This is a genomic window from Pseudomonas sp. CYM-20-01 (assembly GCF_023169845.1).
Taxonomy (GTDB): Bacteria; Pseudomonadota; Gammaproteobacteria; order Pseudomonadales; family Pseudomonadaceae; genus Aquipseudomonas; species Aquipseudomonas azotoformans.
In genome coordinates this window covers 5,297,102-5,318,123 of record NZ_AP025169.1, presented here as the reverse complement: position 1 = coordinate 5,318,123, position 21,022 = coordinate 5,297,102, and the positions used below count along the sequence as shown (strand labels likewise).

At 61.7% G+C, this 21,022-nt stretch carries 16 protein-coding genes; 9 read left to right on the top strand and 7 right to left on the bottom strand.

The annotated features are described in order from the left end of the window. Positions 1-4: 4 nt before the first annotated feature. A complete protein-coding gene (locus M2497_RS23995; RefSeq protein ID WP_248483688.1) occupies positions 5-541 on the bottom strand; it encodes an ATP-dependent zinc protease in 537 nt (178 codons plus the stop codon). A gap of 270 nt (positions 542-811) precedes the next feature. On the opposite strand from M2497_RS23995, the gene M2497_RS23990 reads away from it, so the two are divergent. From M2497_RS23990 to prpD, 6 genes are all read left to right on the top strand, one after another. After that, a complete protein-coding gene (locus M2497_RS23990) occupies positions 812-1,522 on the top strand; it encodes a GntR family transcriptional regulator (protein WP_248483686.1) in 711 nt (236 codons plus the stop codon). Next, positions 1,522-2,415 carry a methylisocitrate lyase gene (gene prpB, locus M2497_RS23985; RefSeq protein WP_248483684.1) on the top strand — a complete coding sequence of 298 codons (894 nt, stop codon included), beginning with the start codon at positions 1,522-1,524 and terminating at the stop codon, positions 2,413-2,415. Before M2497_RS23990 ends, prpB begins: the two co-directional genes overlap by 1 nt. Positions 2,416-2,456: 41 nt before the next feature. After that, on the top strand, positions 2,457-3,584 hold the full coding sequence (prpC, locus tag M2497_RS23980; RefSeq protein WP_092242678.1) for a 2-methylcitrate synthase: 1,128 nt from the start codon (positions 2,457-2,459) through the stop codon (positions 3,582-3,584). Between the two features lie 199 nt (positions 3,585-3,783). Then, a complete protein-coding gene (gene acnD / locus M2497_RS23975; protein ID WP_248483682.1) occupies positions 3,784-6,378 on the top strand; it encodes a Fe/S-dependent 2-methylisocitrate dehydratase AcnD in 2,595 nt (864 codons plus the stop codon). A gap of 9 nt (positions 6,379-6,387) precedes the next feature. Next, entirely contained in the window at positions 6,388-7,578 is a 1,191-nt protein-coding gene (prpF, locus tag M2497_RS23970) for a 2-methylaconitate cis-trans isomerase PrpF (RefSeq protein WP_248483680.1), read from the top strand. Positions 7,579-7,777: 199 nt separating this feature from the next. Further along, entirely contained in the window at positions 7,778-9,262 is a 1,485-nt protein-coding gene (gene prpD / locus M2497_RS23965; protein WP_248483678.1) for a 2-methylcitrate dehydratase, read from the top strand. Between the two features lie 70 nt (positions 9,263-9,332). On the opposite strand, the gene M2497_RS23960 is transcribed toward prpD, so the two are convergent. The 5 genes from M2497_RS23960 to M2497_RS23940 are packed head-to-tail and all read right to left on the bottom strand — an operon-like array spanning position 9,333 to position 14,806. Beyond that, on the bottom strand, positions 9,333-10,061 hold the full coding sequence (locus M2497_RS23960; RefSeq protein ID WP_179029399.1) for an alanyl-tRNA editing protein: 729 nt from the start codon (positions 10,059-10,061) through the stop codon (positions 9,333-9,335). A 2-nt stretch (positions 10,062-10,063) separates the two neighbouring features. Next, a complete protein-coding gene (locus tag M2497_RS23955) occupies positions 10,064-11,056 on the bottom strand; it encodes a serine O-acetyltransferase (RefSeq protein WP_248483676.1) in 993 nt (330 codons plus the stop codon). Between the two features lie 37 nt (positions 11,057-11,093). After that, positions 11,094-12,008 (bottom strand): cysteine synthase family protein, encoded by a 915-nt coding sequence (locus tag M2497_RS23950; protein ID WP_071491545.1) that lies wholly within the window; start codon positions 12,006-12,008, stop codon positions 11,094-11,096. A gap of 15 nt (positions 12,009-12,023) precedes the next feature. Next, positions 12,024-13,886: a molybdopterin-synthase adenylyltransferase MoeB gene (gene moeB / locus M2497_RS23945; RefSeq protein ID WP_248483674.1), complete on the bottom strand. Its 1,863-nt coding sequence runs from the start codon at positions 13,884-13,886 to the stop codon at positions 12,024-12,026. Positions 13,887-13,912: 26 nt separating this feature from the next. Further along, on the bottom strand, positions 13,913-14,806 hold the full coding sequence (locus M2497_RS23940) for an EamA family transporter (RefSeq protein WP_166794313.1): 894 nt from the start codon (positions 14,804-14,806) through the stop codon (positions 13,913-13,915). Positions 14,807-14,966: 160 nt separating this feature from the next. On the opposite strand from M2497_RS23940, the gene M2497_RS23935 reads away from it, so the two are divergent. Beyond that, on the top strand, positions 14,967-16,391 hold the full coding sequence (locus M2497_RS23935) for a PLP-dependent aminotransferase family protein (RefSeq protein WP_248483672.1): 1,425 nt from the start codon (positions 14,967-14,969) through the stop codon (positions 16,389-16,391). A 128-nt stretch (positions 16,392-16,519) separates the two neighbouring features. Here the strand turns inward: M2497_RS23935 and M2497_RS23930 are convergent, their stop codons facing one another. Continuing rightward, entirely contained in the window at positions 16,520-17,338 is an 819-nt protein-coding gene (locus M2497_RS23930) for a pyruvate, water dikinase regulatory protein (protein ID WP_003193298.1), read from the bottom strand. 178 nt (positions 17,339-17,516) lie between these two features. On the opposite strand from M2497_RS23930, the gene ppsA reads away from it, so the two are divergent. Further along, positions 17,517-19,892, top strand: a complete 2,376-nt coding sequence (gene ppsA, locus M2497_RS23925) for a phosphoenolpyruvate synthase (RefSeq protein WP_025854225.1) — start codon at positions 17,517-17,519, stop codon at positions 19,890-19,892. A gap of 106 nt (positions 19,893-19,998) precedes the next feature. Then, a complete protein-coding gene (locus M2497_RS23920) occupies positions 19,999-20,988 on the top strand; it encodes an alpha/beta fold hydrolase (RefSeq protein WP_248483670.1) in 990 nt (329 codons plus the stop codon). The last annotated feature ends 34 nt before the right edge of the window (positions 20,989-21,022 follow it).

Here is a 21,022-nt window from a genome sequence, read left to right as displayed (position 1 = left end):
CGGTTTACTCGGCGGTATGAGCGTCGGCGGCGCAGGCGGGTTTGCCTGCTGCGTATTTAAGACTGGGGTCGACCAGCGCATCAAAGCGTTTCAGCGCTTCGGAGCCGATCAGCAGCGGGTATTGGAATGCGCTGCGGTCAGTCAAGTTCACTTCGATGCTGCGTAAAGCAGTGCCCATGCAGATATCCAGGGCAATCACCGGACGGGCGGTGTAGTTCTTGTCCTCATCGGGGTCGTAGTCACCGGCGCGGCGCTTGATCTTGCTGACGCGGGCCAGGGGACGCTCGATGGGATGGGAATGGGCGGTGTCGATGGCTAGGTAGAAGCGCACCCAGGATTCGCCGTTGCGCTTGAAGCGCTTGATATCACGGGCACTGAGCGAGGCGGTCTTGGCCCCGGTATCCAGTTTGGCCGCGACTTCCAGGTCGATACCGGCCAGTTGGGCGTATTCGTTGAGGCCATAGACGGTCTTCTCGGCGGCAGCGCCGAGGCCGGGTGCGGTTAACAGGCACATTAATAGAAGGAAGGGTTTGAGTCTCATAGATCCCGAGGCGGCAGTGCGATGTTCAATTCAAGGCGACTGGCATTGCTGCGCAAACTCCCTCGTACGCCGTTTCATCCAATGATGTCAGGCAAAAGTGCCGGGCATTCTAACATGATGCTTTTTTGGCGCCAGCGCTGGCAGGCGGCCATGCCCCTATTGGGTGCAACCCTGGTTATTAGACGATTGTCGACAATATGGATTTATTCTTTGACTATCCTGGGCTGATTGACTAGTTTTTGCGGCATTGCTTTTAAAGGTGTCGACAATATGCTGGATCAGCTGGAATCCCCAGTGGTGGCGCAAGACGATTCCCAGACCATGTCCGAGAACGTCTTCCGGCGTATCCAGGCCGCCATCGTCAAGGGGGAGATCGCGCCCGGCAGCAAGATCTCCGAGCCAGAGCTGGCGCGCACCTACGGCATCAGCCGTGGCCCGCTGCGTGAGGCGATCCACCGCCTGGAAGGCCAGCGCCTGCTGGTGCGCGTGCCCCACGTTGGCGCCCGGGTGGTGTCGCTGAGCCACGACGAACTGATCGAACTCTACGAAATCCGCGAATCCCTCGAAGGCATGGCCTGTCGCCTGGCCGCCGAGCGCATGACCGACGCGGAAATCGAAGAACTGCGCCAGGTGCTGCACACCCACGAGCGCGACGAAGCCTTCCAGGCCGGCCTCGGCTATTACCAGCAGGAGGGCGACTTCGACTTCCATTACCGGATCATCCAAGGCGCCGGCAACCGCACCCTGACCCAGATGCTCTGCGGCGAGCTGTACCAATTGGTGCGCATGTACCGCATCCAGTTTTCCGCCACCCCCAATCGTCCACGCCAGGCCTTTGCCGAGCACCACCGCATTCTTGACGCGATTGCCGATCGCGACGGTGAACTGGCCGAACTGTTGATGCGCCGGCATATCGGCGCATCCAAACGCAACATTGCCCGTCACTTCCCGGACGGCACTCCCCAATCACGAGGTGAATGATGAGTTCCAATAACAAGATGACTCCAGGCCAGCGTTTCCGTGACGCGGTCGCCAGTGAACACCCGCTGCAGGTGGTCGGTGCGATCAACGCCAACCACGCACTGCTGGCCAAACGCGCCGGGTTCAAGGCGATCTACCTGTCGGGTGGCGGGGTGGCGGCTGGCTCCCTGGGTGTGCCGGACCTGGGCATCACCGGCCTGGACGACGTACTGACCGACGTACGCCGCATCACCGACGTGTGCGACCTGCCGTTGCTGGTGGATGTGGACACCGGCTTCGGCTCCTCGGCGTTCAACGTGGCGCGCACCGTCAAGTCGATGATCAAGTTTGGCGCGGCGGCTATCCATATCGAAGATCAGGTCGGCGCCAAGCGCTGTGGTCATCGCCCGAACAAGGAAATCGTGTCCCAGCAGGAAATGGTCGACCGCATCAAGGCCGCCGTGGACGCGCGCACCGATGACAGCTTCGTGATCATGGCGCGTACCGATGCGCTGGCCGTCGAAGGCCTGGAATCCGCGCTGGAACGTGCCGCCGCCTGCATCGAGGCCGGCGCCGACATGGTGTTCCCGGAAGCCATCACCGAACTGGACATGTACAAGCTGTTCGCCTCCCGCGTGAAGGCGCCGATCCTGGCCAACATCACCGAGTTCGGCGCCACGCCGCTGTACACCACCGAACAGTTGAAATCTGCCGATGTTTCCATCGTGCTGTACCCGCTCTCGGCCTTCCGCGCCATGAACAAGGCCGCCGAGAATGTCTACACCGCGATCCGTCGCGACGGTACCCAACAGAACGTGATCGACACCATGCAGACCCGCATGGAGCTTTACGATCGCATCGACTACCACACCTTCGAGCAGAAGCTCGATGCGCTGTTTGCCGCGAAAAAATAACCCGGCCCACTCCCAAATAAATTCAAGATTGGAGAACAGACATGGCTGAAGCAAAAGTATTGAGTGGTGCCGGCCTGCGTGGCCAGGTGGCTGGGCAGACCGCACTGTCCACCGTGGGCCAGGCGGGTGCCGGCCTGACCTATCGCGGCTACGACGTGCGCGAACTGGCCGCCGATGCGCAATTTGAAGAAGTCGCCTACCTGCTGCTGTACGGCGAGTTGCCGACCAAGACCGAGCTGGCCGCCTACAGCGCCAGGCTGGGCAAGCTGCGCGACCTGCCGCAAGCGCTGAAGGAAGTGTTGGAGCGTATCCCCGCCGACGCCCACCCGATGGACGTGATGCGCACCGGTTGCTCGTTCCTGGGCAATATCGAGCCGGAAAAAGACTTCAGCGTGCAGCGCGACGTTACCGACCGCCTGCTCGCCGCGTTCCCGGCAATCATGTGCTACTGGTACCGCTTCAGCCACGACGGCAAGCGCATCGACTGCGTGACCGACGAGCCGAGCATCGGCGGCCACTTCCTGCACCTGCTGCACGGCAAGAAGCCCAGCGAGTTGCACGTCAAGGTGATGAACGTGTCGCTGATCCTCTACGCGGAACACGAATTCAACGCCTCGACGTTCACCGCCCGGGTGTGTGCCTCGACCCTGTCCGACCTGTATTCCTGCGTCACCGCCGCCATCGGCTCGCTGCGCGGCCCGCTGCACGGCGGCGCCAACGAGGCGGCGATGGAGATGATCGAGCGTTTCTCGTCGGCTGAAGAAGCGGTCGAAGGCACCCTCGGCATGCTGGCGCGCAAGGACAAGATCATGGGCTTCGGCCACGCGATCTACAAAGACAGCGACCCGCGTAATGAAGTGATCAAGGGCTGGTCGAAAAAACTTGCGGACGAGGTGGGCGACAAGGTGCTGTTCCCGGTCTCCGAAGCCATCGACAAGACCATGTGGGAGCAGAAGAAGCTGTTCCCCAACGCCGACTTCTACCATGCCTCGGCGTACCACTTCATGGGCATCCCGACCAAGCTGTTCACCCCGATCTTCGTGTGCTCGCGCCTGACTGGCTGGGCGGCGCATGTGTTCGAACAGCGCGCCAACAACCGCATCATCCGTCCAAGCGCCGAATACACCGGCGTTGAGCAGCGCAAGTTCGTGCCAATCGAACGTCGCTGAATGGGAATGCCGACGATCCTGAAATGTTAACCGGATCAAATGTGGGAGGGGGCTTGCCCCCGATTGCAGTCTGTCAGTTGATGCAACTGGCACAGACCCACCGCTATCGGGGGCAAGCCCCCTCCCACATTTTGACCGCATTTCAATTCTGGATCGGTGCAGGTCCTCCCTTTGTTATCACCGTGACCGAGTCCTGACGATGAACACTGAATTTCGCAAACCGCTCCCCGGCAGCCGCCTGGATTTCTTCGACGCCCGCGCGGCTGTCGAGGCAATCACCCCCGGTGCCTACGCCACCTTGCCGTACACCTCCCGCGTGCTTGCGGAAAACCTCGTGCGCCGTTGTGACCCGGCCACCCTCAATGCATCCCTGAGCCAGTTGATCGAACGCAAGCGTGACCTCGATTTCCCATGGTTCCCGGCCCGCGTCGTCTGCCACGACATCCTCGGCCAGACCGCCCTGGTCGACCTCGCCGGCCTGCGTGATGCCATCGCCCTGCAAGGCGGTGACCCGGCCCAGGTCAACCCGGTGGTGCCGACCCAACTGATCGTCGACCACTCCCTGGCCGTCGAAGCCGGCGGTTTCGACCCGGACGCATTCGAGAAAAACCGCGCCATCGAAGACCGTCGCAACGAAGACCGTTTCCACTTCATCGAGTGGACCAAGAAGGCCTTCAAGAACGTCGACGTGATCCCGCCCGGCAACGGCATCATGCACCAGATCAACCTGGAGAAAATGTCCCCGGTGATCCAGGTGCGCGACGGCGTGGCCTTCCCCGATACCTGCGTTGGCACCGACAGCCACACCCCCCACGTGGATGCGCTGGGCGTGATCGCCATCGGCGTCGGCGGCCTGGAAGCCGAGAGCGTGATGCTCGGTCGCGCCTCGTGGATGCGTCTGCCGGAAAGCGTCGGCGTTGAACTGACGGGCAAGCTGCAACCCGGCATCACCGCCACCGACATGGTGCTGGCGCTGACCGAGTTCCTGCGTCAACAGAAGGTGGTCGGCGCCTGGCTGGAGTTCTTCGGCGAAGGCGCCTCGGCACTGACCCTTGGCGACCGTGCAACCATCTCCAACATGGCCCCGGAATACGGCGCGACCGCGGCGATGTTCTACATCGACCAGCAGACCATCGCCTACCTGAAACTCACCGGCCGTGAAGACGAGCAAGTCACCCTGGTGGAGCAATATGCTCGCCACACCGGCCTGTGGGCCGATGACCTGAAAGGCGCGCAATACGAGCGTGGGCTCACCTTCGATCTGTCCAGCGTCGTGCGCAACATGGCCGGGCCGAGCAACCCGCATGCTCGTTTAGCGACCAGCGATCTGGCGTCCAAGGGTATTTCCGGCCAGTGGGACGAAGTGCCCGGCCAAATGCCTGACGGCGCGGTGATCATCGCCGCCATCACCAGTTGCACCAACACCAGCAACCCGCGCAACGTGATCGCCGCAGGCCTGCTGGCGCGCAACGCCAACAAGCTGGGGCTGACGCGCAAGCCGTGGGTCAAATCGTCCCTGGCACCCGGCTCGAAAACCGTGGCCATGTACCTGGAAGAAGCCGGCCTGGGCCATGAGCTGGAAAAGCTCGGCTTCGGCGTGGTGGCGTTCGCCTGCACCACCTGCAACGGCATGTCCGGCGCACTCGACCCGGTGATCCAGCAGGAAATCATCGACCGCGACCTGTACGCCACCGCTGTGCTGTCGGGCAACCGCAACTTCGACGGGCGAATCCACCCCTACGCCAAGCAAGCATTCCTCGCGTCGCCACCGCTGGTGGTGGCGTACGCGATTGCCGGCACCATCCGCTTCGACATCGAAAAAGACGTGCTCGGCCTCGACGCCAACGGCAAGGAAATCCGCCTGCAGGACATCTGGCCGAGCGACGAAGAGATCGACGCAGTGGTCAAGGCCTCGGTCAAGCCGGAGCAGTTCCGCCAGGTCTACATCCCGATGTTCGCCATCCACGAAGACACCGGCCCGAAAGTCGCGCCGCTGTACGATTGGCGCCCGCAAAGCACCTACATCCGCCGTCCGCCGTACTGGGAAGGCGCCCTGGCCGGTGCTCGTCCGCTCAAGGGCATGCGCCCATTGGCGGTGCTGCCGGACAACATCACCACCGACCACTTGTCGCCGTCCAACGCGATCATGCTCGACAGCGCCGCCGGCGAATACCTGGCGAAAATGGGCCTGCCGGAAGTCGACTTCAACTCCTACGCGACCCACCGTGGCGACCACTTGACCGCGCAGCGCGCAACCTTCGCCAACCCGAAACTGTTCAACGAAATGGTGTTGGAAAACGGCAAGGTCAAGCAGGGTTCCCTGGCGCGCATCGAGCCGGAAGGCCAGGTCACGCGGATGTGGGAAGCCATCGAGACCTACATGGAGCGTAAGCAGCCGCTGATCATCATTGCCGGCGCCGACTACGGCCAGGGCTCGTCCCGCGACTGGGCGGCCAAGGGCGTGCGCCTGGCCGGTGTGGAGGCGATTGCCGCCGAAGGGTTCGAGCGCATCCACCGCACCAACCTGGTGGGCATGGGCGTATTGCCGCTGGAGTTCCTGCCGGGCACCGACCGCCACACCCTGAAGATCGATGGCAGCGAGACCTATGACGTGGTCGGTGCGCGCACTCCACGCGCGCAGTTGACCCTGGTGATCAACCGCAAGAATGGCGAACGTGTCGAGGTACCGGTGACCTGCCGCCTCGACACTGCCGAAGAAGTGTCGATCTACGAGGCGGGCGGCGTGTTGCAGCGTTTTGCCCAGGACTTCCTGGAATCGGCGGCGACAGCCTGAGAGGACACCATGGCACACGTAGCGCAAATCAAGATCCCTGCCACCTACATGCGTGGCGGCACCAGCAAGGGTGTGTTTTTCAGCCTCACGGACCTGCCCGAACCGGCGCAGGTGCCGGGGGCTGCGCGTGACGCCTTGCTGTTACGGGTAATCGGCAGCCCCGACCCCTACGACAAGCAAATCGACGGCATGGGCGGCGCCACCTCGAGCACCAGCAAAACCGTGATCCTGGCCAAAAGCACTCGCGCCGATCATGACGTGGATTACCTGTTCGGCCAGGTCTCCATCGACAAACCCTTCGTTGATTGGAGCGGCAACTGCGGCAACCTGTCGGCGGCGGTCGGTTCCTTTGCCATCAGCGCCGGCCTGGTCGATCCGGCACGCCTGCCCCACAACGGCGTGGCTGTGGTGCGTATCTGGCAAGCCAACATCGGCAAGACCATCATTGCCCACGTGCCGATCACTGACGGCGCGGTACAGGAAACTGGCGACTTCGAACTGGATGGCGTGACCTTTCCGGCCGCCGAAGTGCAGTTGGAGTTCATGGACCCGGCGGCGGAAGAAGAGGGCGGCGGTGGTTCGATGTTCCCCACCGGCAACCTGGTGGACGACCTGGAAGTGCCTGGCGTCGGCACCTTCAAGGCAACGCTGATCAACGCCGGTATCCCGACCATCTTTATCAACGCCGAAGACCTCGGCTACACCGGCACCGAGTTGCAAGGCGCGATCAACAGCGACCCGAAAGCCCTGGCAATGTTCGAGACTGTGCGGGCTTATGGCGCGTTGCGCATGGGCCTGATCCAGCACCTGGACGAAGCTGCCCAACGCCAACACACGCCGAAGGTGGCGTTTGTGGCCAAGCCGGCCGACTACGTGGCGTCCAGTGGCAAGGCGATCAAGGCGGGTGATGTGGACCTGCTGGTGCGTGCGCTGTCCATGGGCAAGTTGCACCACGCGATGATGGGCACGGCGGCGGTGGCAATCGGCACGGCGGCGGCGATTTCCGGGACGTTGGTCAACTTGGCGGCGGGCGGTATTGAGCGCAACGCGGTGCGCTTCGGGCATCCGTCCGGTACCTTGCGCGTCGGCGCTGAAGCCACCCAGGTGGAGGGCGAATGGGTGGTAAAAAAAGCCATCATGAGCCGCAGCGCCCGAGTACTGATGGAAGGCTTCGTACGCATCCCCGGCGATGCTTTCTAAAGGTCCTCCTCTATCCAATGTGGGAGGGGGCTTGCCCCCGATAGCGGTGTTCCAGTCGACAGATTCATCCACCGATCCACTGCCATCGGGGGCAAGCCCCCTCCCACAGGTGATCTTTATTCCAAGGCGGACACCTTAGATCTGCCCTCAATAACCGTGAGCCCGAGGACTGACCCCAACCCCTTTTTGGAGTACTGCCATGAGCGCCAACGTCGACCAGAACAACCGTCCCGAGTACGACCAGGTCCTGCAGGACATCGCCGACTATGTCCTCACTTACCGGATCGATTCCCAGGCCGCATTGGACACCGCCCGCAACTGCCTGATGGACACGCTGGGCTGCGGCCTGCTGGCCCTGCGTTTCCCGGAGTGCACCAAGCACCTGGGGCCGGTGGTCGAGGGCACGGTGGTGCCGTTCGGCGCTCGTGTACCGGGCACTTCGTTCCGGCTGGATCCGGTCAAGGCGGCGTGGGACATCGGCTGCATCGTACGTTGGCTCGACTACAACGATACCTGGCTCGCCGCCGAGTGGGGCCACCCGTCGGACAACCTCGGCGGCATTCTCGCCGTGGCCGACCACCTGTCGCAAAAGCGCGTGGCCAACGGTGACACACCGCTGACCCTGCGCGCGGTGCTGGAAGCGATGATCATGGCCCACGAAATCCAAGGCGTGATTGCCCTGGAAAACTCGTTCAACCGTGTCGGCCTCGACCATGTGCTGCTGGTAAAAGTCGCCTCCACGGCGGTGACCGCCAAGCTGATGGGCGCCAACCGTGAGCAACTGCTCGCGGCCTTGTCCCACGCATTTGTCGATGGGCAGGCGTTGCGTACGTACCGGCATGCGCCGAATGCCGGTTCGCGAAAATCCTGGGCGGCGGGTGATGCCTCCAGCCGGGGTGTGCGCCTGGCGGATATCGCGATGCGCGGCGAAATGGGCATCCCCGGTGTATTAAGCGCACCGCAGTGGGGGTTCTACGACGTATTGTTCAGCCACACCAACAAGGACCTGGCGCTCAAGCCGCAGGACAAGCGCGGGTTCAGCCTGTCCCAGCCCTACGGCACCTATGTGATGGAAAACGTGCTGTTCAAGATCAGCTTCCCCGCCGAGTTCCACGCGCAAACAGCCTGCGAAGCGGCGGTGACCTTGCATCCATTGGTCAAGGATCGCCTGCAGGAAATCGAACGTATCGTCATCACCACCCATGAGTCGGCGATTCGCATCATTTCCAAGGTCGGCCAACTGGCCAACGCCGCGGACCGTGACCATTGCCTGCAATACATGACCGCCGTGCCGTTGGCGTTCGGCAATCTGGTGGCGGAGCAGTACGAAGACGAATTCCACGCCGCCCATCCGATCATCGACGCGCTGCGGGACAAAATGGTCATCGTCGAAGACCCACGCTACAGCCGCGAATACCTGGAGGCTGACAAGCGTTCCATCGCCAACGCGGTGCAGGTGTTCTTCAAGGATGGGAGCAGCACCGAGCAGGTGGCGGTGGAGTACCCGATCGGCCATCGCCGTCGCCGGGTGGATGGCATTCCGTTATTGGAAGACAAGTTCAAGGCCAACCTGGCCACACGGTTTACCGCGCAGCGCAGCGCCGAGATTTTTGCGTTGTGCAAAGATCAGGCGCGGCTTGAGGCGACGCCGGTAAACCGGTTTGTTGATCTTTTCGTGATCTAGCAGACACCCTGTATTTATCTGTGGAAACCCAATGAATGTGGGAGGGGGGGGCTCCCACAGTTCACCGTGTTCACTCGAATCGCAGTATGACTCTGCGGTTGTGTTTGCTCTTCTTCTCGATCTTCTCGCAGAACACCCGGCCGATTTCTTCGGTGTTGAGCACATGGGTGCCGCCGCACGGTTGGATATCGATGCCGGCGATTTCAATCACCCGCACCGCACCCTGAATCACCGGCGGTGCCACCGCCTGGGTGCGGGTGATCTGCAGCAGGGTGGCGTACTCGGTGGCCGGCATCGACAGGGTTTTCACCGGGTGGGCCTGTTCGATCAGCGCATTGAGGTCGCGGGTGATGCTGTCTTTGTCGAGGGTCATTTCCGGCAGGTCGAAATCCAGGCGGCCTTTGTCTGCGCTGATGCTGCATCCGGTGACCGGCGCGTCGATGATCGAGCACAACAGGTGCAGGCAGGTGTGCATCTTCATGTGCTGGTAGCGCCGGTCCCAGTCGAGGCCGGCGTCCACCTGCACTCCGGCGGTCAATTGCTCGGGGCAGTGTTCCACCTGGTGCCAGATGATCGAGCGCTGCACCGGGTCGCGCACTGTGCCGGTCACTTCGACCCGCGTACCGTCCGCCAGGGTGAGGTGCCCCGTGTCGCCTGGCTGCCCGCCCCCGGTGGGGTAGAACAACGTGTGTTCCAGGGCGACGCCGTGTTCGCTGACGGCAATCACCCGGGCGCTGAAGGCGTTCTGGTAGGGCGCGCTGTCGAACAGCGCCAGGGTTTCCATGGTGTGCACGGACATGTTCAACCTCCAACGATCAATGGGCTGGCTTGCAACAGGGAACGCACCATCGCACTCAAGCCAGGCGGGGAAAGCAGGGTGATTTCAAATTCCGGGCCGCAGACCTTCAGGTTCAGCGGCAGGCGTGGCAGGGGGTTGCCCGACTCGATGCGGTGCAGGCGAAATTGCAGGTGGTGACGCTCCTTCACCGTGGGCTCCAGCATCAGCCCGGGCAAGGGATGGAAGTCGGCGTCCAGCACCGTGACCTTGTGGCTCGCATTGATCTCGCCGACCACGTGCAGACGCTCATCCAGGGCGAAGGCGCCGAGGTAATTGCTGTGGTCCGACTCGTCGTTTTTTTGCAGTTGGATCTGGTTCACCACCTTCACTTTGGTGCCGGCGGGCACATCCTGGGTGATCACACAGGAGGGACTGATAAACACGTTGTCGCCGATCAGTACATAGCCGAGCACGCGGGCGCCGGAACCAACCTCGACGTTATTGCCCAGGCGTGGGTGGCGCTTGCCGTCGGGGTTGTTGGCGATGCCACGGGCGCCCAGGGTCACGCCGCAGAGGATGTAGCAGTCGTTGCCGATCTCACACGTTTCGCCGATCACGGTGCCGTAGCCGTGATCCAGTACAAAGCGCCGACCAATGCGCGCCGCCGGGTGGATCTCGGCGCCGGAAAGCACCTTGCCCTGGTTGCTCAGCTTGAGGGCGATACGCGAGAAGACGCCGTTGGTGCGGTCGGGGAAATGCCACACCAGGTGCGCCAGCCGGTAATACAGCACCGCCTTGAACGACGCGTAGGACTCCAGGATCAGCTCACCGCGCCCACGGGATGCCGGGTCGCGGTAGGCGTAGGCGATCAAATCCTCGGCCACCGCCTGGGCGGCATTCTGTACCAGCGGCGCCAGATGCGGCTCCAGCTGTTTCATCTGTGCCGGCGTGAGCGTCTTGATGAGGTGAGTCAGCAACTCATCGTGCAACTGTTGCATGTCGATAAAGCCACCCATTGAGGCACCCCCGTCGTCTGATTGGTTGGAAGACCGTTTATTCGAAACTGGGCAGGTAGCTGTCGGCATTGTCGTAGACCATGGTCAGCACCACCGTTTCGGGCGGCAGTTCCGGGGCGAGTTGGGCGACGGCCACCATGTTGGCAGCCGAAGACAAGCCCAGGCTGATGGCATCCGTGCGCATGATGCGTTTCATCATGTCGATGCAGTCCTGGCGCGAGACCTTGAGCATGCCGTCGATCACGTCCAGGTTGAGGATGCTCGGGATCAGGCCGATCGACAGGCCCTGGATATGGTGCGGCGCATGCTGGTTTTTCAGCAGGTCGCATTCTTCCGGCTCCACCCCCATGACGCGCAGCCCCGGCCAGGCGGCTTTCAAGGTTTCGCCAATCCCGGTGATATGCCCACCGGTGCCGATTCCGCTGACAAAGTAGTCGGCGCGACGCTCGCCGAACGCACGCAGGATTTCCGGTGCGGTGGTGTCGCGATGGGTCTGTGGGTTGGCGCCGTTGCGTTGCTGGTTGAGCATCACGTAGCTGGGGTTTTCCAGCTGCAATTCCATGCACTTTTCGCCGTGGGAGTTGTTGCCCAGGCGGCTGTCCGACAGCACCACCTTGGCCCCGTACAGGCGCAGCAGCTTCTGTTTTTCGGGGCTGTAGTTGTCGGGGATCACCAGCACGACCTTGTAGCCCAGCACATTGCCGGCCATGACCAGGCCGATACCGGTATTGCCGCCGCTGGGCTCGATGATGGTTTGCCCGGAGTCACGGATCAGGACGCCCCGGCGTTCGGCGTCGAGGATCATGCCCAGGGCGATGCGCGCCTTGTGGCTGCCGCCCGGGTTGAGGGATTCGAGCTTGGCGTAGACCTCAATGCCGAGGTCTTCGGAGAACTGCGCCAGGCGCACGATCGGCGTTTGGCCGATCACCTCGAGAATCGAGTTGTGCAACATCATTTAGTCCTCGGCTCAATACAAGGGCATGTCGGGTTCGACGTCGCGAACCCAATGTTTCATGCCGCCCTGCAGGACTTTGGTATTGGCGAAACCCGCCGCCAGCAAGGTACTGGCGGCTTGCTCGGCGCGGGTGCCGGCGTAGCAGATCAGGTAGTGGGTGTTGTCCCGGCTGAGGCGGTCGAGCTGATCGTCCAGTTCGGCCAGGGGGATATGCACCACACCTGGCAATTTGCATACCTCAAGTTCGCTGGCATCACGCACGTCCAGCAACACATCGACGCTGCGCGGGTGTTCGAGCAATTGCTTGAGTACACGGGGCTTTATGTAGCGCTCCTCGGCCAGGGACGGTCGGCTGGGCATGGCGTCTGCACAGACAGCCGGTGCCACGCTTTCGTTATGGCGCAGTTCGGAGCAGCACGGGCAGTCGGCACGGCGCTTGAAGCGGATCTCGCTGAACTTCATCGCCAGCGCATCGAAGCGCATCAAGCGGCCAGACAGCGGTTCGCCAATGCCGATCAACAGCTTGATGGCCTCGGTGGCCTGGATCATCCCGACCACACCGGGCAACACGCCGATCACGCCACCGGCGCTGCAATTGGGCGCCAGTTCGGCGGGCGGCGCGCTGGGGAACAGGCAGCGGTAGCAGGGCCCACCTTTATAGTTGAGCACGCTGATCTGCCCGTCGAAGCGGTAGATGGCGCCGTATACCAACGGCTTGCCCAGCTGCACGCAGGCGTCGTTGACCAGGTAGCGGGTGTCGAAATTGTCGGTGCCGTCGATCACCAGGTCGTATGCGCCCACCAGTTCCAGGGCGTTATCGGCATTCAGGGCGGTGTCGTGGGCATTGATCTGGATATGACGGTTGAGTTCTTGCAGACGTTGCTTGGCGGACTCGACCTTGGGCATGCCCAGCGTGCTGTTGCCGTGGACGATCTGGCGTTGCAGGTTGCTGCTTTCCACCACATCGAAGTCCACCAGCCCCAGGGTGCCGACGCCGGCTGCTGCCAGGTACAGGCTGATCGGTGAGCCCAGGCCACCGGTGCCGATGATCAGCACCTTGGCTTTCTTGAGGTTCAACTGGCCTTCGCGGCCGACGCCGGGCAGGGTGATGTGGCGCACGTAGCGCTGGACTTCTTCATTGCTCAGTGCGTCGACATCCATGCCGCCCGACGTGGCGAGCAGCACTTCGATCCGGGCTTTTTCCGGTAGTGGGTCGTCGGCGCCCACTAACTCTTCCTCGGCGGTAAACAGGAAGTGTTCCTTGAGCTGGTTGTTCTTCTCGTGGAACAGGTGGGGACGTAACTGCGGGTGGCTGCTGCAGAGGTTTTCAATGACTTCGCGCAATGTCGTTCCGGCGCCCTCGAGGGTCGATTCCGGCAGCTTGGCCACGCGAACCAGAATGTCGGGGAAAGAGACAGCGTTCATGGACAACTCCGTGTGCAGGTCGTTGAAAGGTTGAAGGGCGAAATGCTTGCCATCCCAGGCAAACAGCTTGGAACCGAGGGCCTGGCCCTGGCGAACGTCGACCACCAGGTAGCTGACGGGGTAGATCGGTTCACCCATGAACAGCGCCTTGTCCTCGTCTTCGTCGCTGAAATAGGCGCCGACATCCGGGTGGGAGTGATAGATCACCACCACCGGGTTGTCGCTGCGAAACGCCTTGCTCAGCAGCAGGGTGTCGGCCACCGAGAATGTGTAGCCGTTGGCGGCGCTGCGCGGGTACATCTCGGGGTTCTTGCGGTGCAGCTCGTTCTGGATATTGCTGCCCAGGTACACGCTGCCGTCGGCGAAGACAAAACCACAGCACTCCTCGGGGTAGCTGCGGCTGGCGTGGGCGTAGATCTGTTCCAGGGCTTCGGGGCGGAGGACGTCCATGTTTCTCTCGCGTGGTGGTAGGAGGGTCAATTTTTCTTGGCCAAGAGTTTTTCAACCGGCAACTTGGTGATCGCAAAGCCGGCCAGCAGGATGGCCGAGTAGAGCATCAGGTCGCGGGAAATCGACACGCCTTCGTACCAGGCGCCGATGATCACCGCGAACACCGGGAAGATGATAAACACGAACGACAGGATGATCGGGCTCAAGCGCTTGAGCAGCATGAAATACACGATGAACCCACCCACCGAGGCCACCAGCCCCAGGTAGAACAGCGCACCCCACGACCGTAGGGTGATGGCTTCGAAGGTCGGCGCTTCAAACCACAGCCCGGCGACGAACAGCATCAGCCCGGCAATACCGATGGGCAGGGTGTTGTAGGTGATTACGCTGATGGCGCTGCCTTTCTGCTTGGTGATGACGTAGCACAAGGCATGCATGATCGCGGCGGTCAGAATCGCCAGTACCCCGAAGAACTCGGCGTGGTCCAGGTGCAGGCCCTGGCTCTTGATGATCATGTAGAGGCTGCCGAAGCCGATACCGATACCGACCACCTGGGAAAAGTAGATGCGTTCGCGCAGGAACAGCGCGGAGAAAATCAGGATGAACACCGGCATGCAACTGAACAGCAGCGCGGTGAGGCCGGACGAGACATGCATCTCGCCGTAGTTGAGCAGGTAGTAGGGCACGCTGAAGTAGGACAGGGTCACGAACACGAAGAACCAGCGACTCTCGCGGGGAAACAGGATCGGTTCGCGGCGCACCATGGCAAAACACAGGAACAGCGGGAAGGCGATGAGGAAGCGCAGGCCGGCGGAGGTCAGCGGCGGCACGCTCTCCACGGCAATCTTGATACCCAGCCAGGTGGTGCCCCAACTCAGGCACACGATCAGGAACATCACACTGGTGATCAGCCCGGCCAGCCACTGTTTTTGGGTTTTGGTCTTGGCGGTGTTTTCGAGAACGGCGGACATTGGCATCGTTTATTGCTTCCCTGAGCCGGAATTGAACTCTATATTGAGCTTGTAATGAGTTGTAAAATTCGGCGATTGAACCCGTAAAAGCACACTATTAGGGCGAAAGATGGCTGTCAAAACAAATATTGACATGGTGTCAATTATGCGTGAGGGGTTGTCCAACGGTCAGGGCGTGAAGTACAAGCGACTGTCCGATGTCATGGAACGGGGCATCCTTGAAGGCTTGATTGAGCCAGGAAGAAAACTGCCGCCCCATCGGGTACTTTCCGACAATCTTGGCGTCACGATCGGCACCATCAGCCGTGCCTACGGCGAACTGGAACGCCTGGGCCTGGTGGTGGCGCGGGTGGGGGACGGTACCTTCGTGCGCAAGCGTGGGATGGAGCGCCAGCGCGATGAAGGCTTTCGCAACTTCAGCGAAGAACCGCGCCAATACTTCGACATGAGCCGGAATATGCACATCCCGGGGCAGGAGACGGTGTTCCTGGCCCAGAGCTTCCAAACCCTGTCGACCAACGCCAAGTTCCTCCAGGACATCAGTGCCTACACGCCAGACGCCGGCTTGCCGCGCTACCGTGAAGCCGGTGCGCAATGGCTGGTGCAGCGCGATTTTCATCCGATCCCCGAGCAGGTCATCTGCGTCAACGGCGGCCAGCACGGCTTGCTCTGCTCGATGATGGCACTGTTGCGGGCTGGCGATACGGTGGTCACTGAACAGCTGACTTATCCCGGCCTGATCACCGCCGCGCGCATGCTGGGTATCCGGCTGATCGGTCTGGAGATGGACGAAGAAGGCGTGCTGCCGAGCGCGCTTGACGAAGTCTGTCGTAATCACCGGATTTCAGCGCTGTACTGCACGCCCACCATCCAGAACCCCACCACCGCTGTGCTCTCGGTGGCGCGTCGCGAAGCGTTGGTCAAAGTCTGTCGCGAACACAATCTGCTGATTCTTGAGGACGAAGCCCACGGTGTACTGGTGGAGGATCGGCCGCCGCCCCTCAGCCATTTCGCCCCTGAGCGTACGATTTTGATCAGCAGCCTGAGCAAGGCGGTGTCCGCCGGGCTGCGTGTGGGCTATGTGCATGCGCCGCCCGCACTGGTCAGCCGTATTTCGGCGGCCCTGCGTTCGACCTGCTGGATGGCCACGCCCGTCACCCTCGAGCTGGCGACCCAGTGGATCGAGAACGGCACGGCGGAATACCTGCTGCGCCAGCAGATCAACGAGATCAGCCGCCGCAAGGCGCTGGTCCGCGACCTGCTGGCGGGCCTGGAATACCGCACCCATCTCAACAGCCCGCACTTCTGGATAGAAGTGCCGGAGCCATGGCGGGCGTCGGAGATCGAGGCCGAGCTCAAGCAGAATAATTACCTGATCGCCACCGCCGAGGCGTTTGCCGTGGGGCAGACGGCGGTGCCGCAGTTCATCCGGGCGAGTATCTGCAACACCTCGGGGGATGATCAGCTGTTGCGGGCGGGGTTTGATGCGCTGGCCACGGCGCTGGGGCAGGGGGGAGGAAGGTTTCAGCTGTAGGCAGGTTCACCGCGTTATCGTTCTTCGCAGGCAAGCCAGCTCCCACATTTTGACCGCATTCCAGAGCTGGAACTCGGTCAACTGTGGGAGCGGGCTTGCCCGCGAAGAGGCCAGTCCAGGCGCCACCCTTACTTGAACCTGCGCTCCACGCCTTTCTCCACCAGAATCTTCGCGGAAATCTCTTCCACCGAGAAATGCGTGGAATTGATGTGCGCAATATTCTCCCGGCGGAACAGATTTTCTACTTCGCGCACTTCAAACTCACACTGGGCATAGCTCGAATAGCGACTGTTGGGCTTGCGCTCATTGCGGATTGCGGTGAGGCGGTCCGGATCGATGGTCAGCCCGAACAGCTTGTGCGAATGCGCGCGCAGGGCCGCCGGCAGCGTCAGGTGCTCCATGTCGTCTTCGGTCAGCGGGTAATTGGCCGCGCGAATCCCGAACTGCATGGCCATGTACAGGCAGGTGGGCGTTTTGCCGCAGCGCGACACGCCGACCAGGATCAGGTCGGCCTTGTCATAGTAGTGCGTACGGGCGCCGTCGTCGTTGTCGAGGGCGAAGTTCACCGCCTCGATACGCTCCATATAGTTGGAGTTGTGCCCAATGGAATGGGACTTTCCGACCGAATAGGAGGAGTGTTCACTCAACTCCTGCTCCAATGGCGCCAGGAAGGTCGAGAAAATATCGATCATGAAACCATTCGACGTTGCGAGAATCTCACGGATGTCTTGATTGACGATGGTGTCGAAAATGATCGGGCGGAACCCGTCTTTTTCAGCCGCCAGATTGATTTGTTGTACCATGGCCCGCGCTTTATCCACGCTGTCGATGTACGGCCGCGTGAATTTGGCGAAGGTAATGTTTTCGAACTGCGCGAGCAGGCTTTGACCCAGTGTTTCGGCTGTGATGCCGGTGCCGTCGGAGATAAAGAAAGCAGATCGTTTCATTTGAGCCCTGGGCCTTAAGCTGATGGCGAATCTTGGATATGATAGGCGCGATTTTGCCGTCCCGCAGTGGGCCGCATTCTCACTTATTTTCCAGGTCCAGGCCACAAGCGCTGGCGAATGCTCCTACTGAGCAGCCGGCGTCCTGAGCTTTTCCAACACAGAAAGTGGAGAGATCACCTTGGTAGAGTACGTAGTTTCCCTCGATAAGCTCGGCGTCCATGATGTAGAGCACGTGGGGGGCAAGAACGCATCCCTCGGCGAGATGATCAGTAATCTTGCAGGCGCAGGTGTGTCGGTGCCCGGTGGTTTCGCCACCACGGCCCAGGCTTACCGCGATTTCCTCGAACTGAGCGGCCTCAACGCTCAGATCCACGCCGCGCTGGACGCCCTGGACGTCGATGACGTCAATGCCCTGGCCAAGACCGGCGCCCAGATCCGCCAATGGATCATGGAAGCCGAGTTCCCCGAGAAGCTCAACGAAGAGATCCGTACCGCCTTCGCCACCCTGTCGGCCGGCAACCCGGACATGGCCGTCGCCGTGCGCTCCTCGGCCACCGCCGAAGACCTGCCGGACGCCTCCTTCGCCGGCCAGCAAGAGACCTTCCTGAATATTCGCGGCGTGGAAAACGTTATCCGCGCAGCCAAGGAAGTGTTCGCCTCGCTGTTCAACGATCGCGCGATTTCCTACCGTGTGCACCAGGGTTTCGACCACAAGCTGGTGGCCTTGTCTGCCGGTGTGCAGCGCATGGTGCGTTCGGAAACCGGCACTGCCGGCGTGATGTTCACCCTCGATACCGAATCGGGCTTCCGTGACGTGGTGTTCATCACCGGCGCCTACGGCCTGGGTGAAACCGTCGTACAGGGCGCGGTCAACCCCGACGAATTCTACGTACACAAGGGCACCCTCGAAGCGGGCCGCCCGGCCATCCTGCGCCGTAACCTGGGTAGCAAGGCTATCAAGATGATCTACGGCGACGAGGCCAAGGCCGGTCGTTCGGTGAAAACCGTTGAAGTCGACAAGGCCGAACGCGCGCGTTTCTGCCTGACCGACGCTGAAGTCAGCGAGCTGGCCAAGCAAGCGATGATCATCGAAAAGCACTACAAGTGCCCGATGGACATCGAGTGGGCCAAGGACGGTGACGACGGCAAGCTGTACATCGTGCAAGCCCGTCCGGAAACCGTGAAAAGCCGCACGTCGGCCAATGTCATGGAGCGCTACCTGCTCAAAGAAACCGGCACCGTGCTGGTGGAAGGCCGTGCCATCGGCCAGCGCATCGGCGCCGGCAAGGTGCGGATCATCAAGGACGTGTCCGAGATGGACAAGGTCCAGCCAGGTGACGTACTGGTCTCCGACATGACCGACCCGGACTGGGAACCGGTGATGAAACGCGCGAGCGCCATCGTCACCAACCGTGGCGGGCGTACCTGCCACGCGGCGATCATCGCCCGTGAACTGGGGATCCCTGCGGTAGTCGGTTGCGGCAACGCCACCCAACTGCTCAAGGACGGCCAGGGCGTGACCGTGTCCTGCGCCGAAGGCGACACCGGTTTCATCTTCGAAGGTGAACTGGGCTTCGACATCAAGCAGAACTCCATCGACGCTATGCCGGACCTGCCGTTCAAGATCATGATGAACGTCGGCAACCCTGACCGTGCCTTCGACTTCGCGCAATTGCCGAATGCCGGTGTGGGCCTGGCCCGCCTGGAATTCATCATCAACCGCATGATCGGCGTGCACCCCAAGGCCCTGTTGAACTATGACGGCCTGCCGCTGGACATCAAGGAAAGCGTCGACAAGCGCATCGCCGGCTACAACGACCCGGTGGGCTTCTATGTCGAGAAGCTGGTGGAAGGCATCAGCACCCTGGCGGCGGCGTTCTACCCGAAAAAGGTCATCGTGCGTCTGTCGGACTTCAAGTCCAACGAATACGCCAACCTGATCGGTGGCAAGCTCTACGAGCCGGAAGAAGAAAACCCGATGTTGGGCTTCCGTGGCGCCTCGCGTTACATCAGCGAAGCGTTCCGTGATTGCTTCGAACTCGAATGCCGCGCCCTCAAACGCGTGCGCAACGAGATGGGCCTGACCAACGTCGAGATCATGGTGCCGTTCGTGCGCACCCTGGGCGAAGCGAGCCAGGTGGTGGACTTGCTGGCGGAAAACGGCCTGTCCCGTGGCGAAAACGGCCTGCGCGTGATCATGATGTGCGAATTGCCGTCCAACGCCATCCTGGCCGAAGAGTTCCTGGAGTTCTTCGACGGTTTCTCCATCGGCTCCAACGACCTGACCCAGCTGACCCTGGGCCTGGACCGCGATTCCGGGATCATCGCCCACCTGTTCGACGAGCGAAACCCTGCGGTCAAGAAGCTGCTGGCCAATGCCATCCAGGCCTGTAACAAGGCCGGCAAGTACATCGGCATCTGCGGCCAAGGCCCTTCCGACCATCCTGACCTGGCCAAATGGCTGATGGAACAGGGCATCGAAAGTGTCTCGTTGAACCCCGATTCCGTGCTGGAAACCTGGTTCTTCCTGGCGGAAGGCCAAGCGTCCGCCTAAGATCGTCATGTCAAAAGTGCCGGTCACCCGATAAGGGTGACCGGCATTCTTATCTGTGCAGGGCGGAACTCCTTCCGGACGCCGCCCTTTTTTGTGCAAGAGCATTATGCAAAGCAGCAGCAAACTGTTTCCCGTCGCCCTGATCAGCGCTGAACGTCGTGGCGACCTGAGTGAAGATGTTTACCGCCTCAAACCCGGTAACAGCCCCGACGGCACCGTCGAGCTGGCGGTTACCCGTCTGGGCCTGGCCGATGTCCCGGAAAACCGGGGCATTGCGGTTATTTTATTGCATGGCAGTTTTTCCAATCGGCGCTTCTGGTATTCGCCCAAAGGCATCGGCCTGGGGGCTTACCTGGCCCGTCAGGGGTTTGATGTGTGGATCCCGGAAATGCGTGGTCATGGTTTGTCCAAGCGCAATCATGACTACGCACGCAACCGCGTCGCTGACTATGCGCGCTACGACTTGCCGGCCATTGGCGCGTTTGTGCGCGAGCAAAGCGGGCAGGTTCCCCACTGGATCGGCCATTCCCTGGGCGGCACCAGCCTGGCTGCAGCGCTTGGCGGGAAGCACCTTGGCGCGCCAGCCGTGGCTTCTGTAGCGTTGTTTGGCTGCCAGGTCAGCCGCACCCACTGGCCGTTGAAACTGCCACCGGTGGAGTGGACGGGGCGCTTGCTCTTGAAACGCTTCGGCGAAGTGTCTGGCTCGCGCCTCAAGCGTGGCCCGGAGGACGAGCCGGCAGGTGTGATGATCGAAGCCATGCGCTGGAACGGCCTGTTTGGCCGCTTTGGCGAAGGCAAGAACGACTGGTGGAAAGGCCTGGCAGACGTGGATGTGCCGTTGTTGGCGGTCAGTGCCGCCGGCGACCATCAGGACCCTGACTGGGCGTGTCGCAAGCTGTTCGAGCAGGTCGGCTCCGAGCACCGTCAATACCTGTGCCTGGGCCGCCAGCAAGGGTTTACCGAAGATTTCGGGCACGTTGAAATGCTCGTCAGCAAAGCTGCCCAGGCCGAAGTGTGGCCGCTGGTGGTGCAATGGCTGAACGACCCGCTCACACCCTTGTTCGGCGTGCAGCCCGAGGTGCTGGCCACGGGTTGAGGGCAGGGCTCTGCCAAGGGCGTTTCACTCGTGT

Excerpts from the sequence above, each read along its gene's own strand:
- M2497_RS23920 (WP_248483670.1), top strand. The coding sequence starts at position 19,999 with ATGCAAAGCAGCAGCAAACTGTTTCCCGTCGCCCTGATCAGCGCTGAA.
- M2497_RS23955 (WP_248483676.1), bottom strand. The coding sequence starts at position 11,056 with ATGGGTGGCTTTATCGACATGCAACAGTTGCACGATGAGTTGCTGACT.
- prpF (WP_248483680.1), top strand. The coding sequence starts at position 6,388 with ATGGCACACGTAGCGCAAATCAAGATCCCTGCCACCTACATGCGTGGC.
- M2497_RS23995 (WP_248483688.1), bottom strand. The coding sequence starts at position 541 with ATGAGACTCAAACCCTTCCTTCTATTAATGTGCCTGTTAACCGCACCC.
- prpC (WP_092242678.1), top strand. The coding sequence starts at position 2,457 with ATGGCTGAAGCAAAAGTATTGAGTGGTGCCGGCCTGCGTGGCCAGGTG.
- M2497_RS23960 (WP_179029399.1), bottom strand. The coding sequence starts at position 10,061 with ATGTCCGTGCACACCATGGAAACCCTGGCGCTGTTCGACAGCGCGCCC.
- moeB (WP_248483674.1), bottom strand. The coding sequence starts at position 13,886 with ATGGACGTCCTCCGCCCCGAAGCCCTGGAACAGATCTACGCCCACGCC.
- prpD (WP_248483678.1), top strand. The coding sequence starts at position 7,778 with ATGAGCGCCAACGTCGACCAGAACAACCGTCCCGAGTACGACCAGGTC.
- M2497_RS23950 (WP_071491545.1), bottom strand. The coding sequence starts at position 12,008 with ATGTTGCACAACTCGATTCTCGAGGTGATCGGCCAAACGCCGATCGTG.
- M2497_RS23930 (WP_003193298.1), bottom strand. The coding sequence starts at position 17,338 with ATGAAACGATCTGCTTTCTTTATCTCCGACGGCACCGGCATCACAGCC.
- M2497_RS23935 (WP_248483672.1), top strand. The coding sequence starts at position 14,967 with ATGGCTGTCAAAACAAATATTGACATGGTGTCAATTATGCGTGAGGGG.
- M2497_RS23990 (WP_248483686.1), top strand. The coding sequence starts at position 812 with ATGCTGGATCAGCTGGAATCCCCAGTGGTGGCGCAAGACGATTCCCAG.
- acnD (WP_248483682.1), top strand. The coding sequence starts at position 3,784 with ATGAACACTGAATTTCGCAAACCGCTCCCCGGCAGCCGCCTGGATTTC.
- prpB (WP_248483684.1), top strand. The coding sequence starts at position 1,522 with ATGAGTTCCAATAACAAGATGACTCCAGGCCAGCGTTTCCGTGACGCG.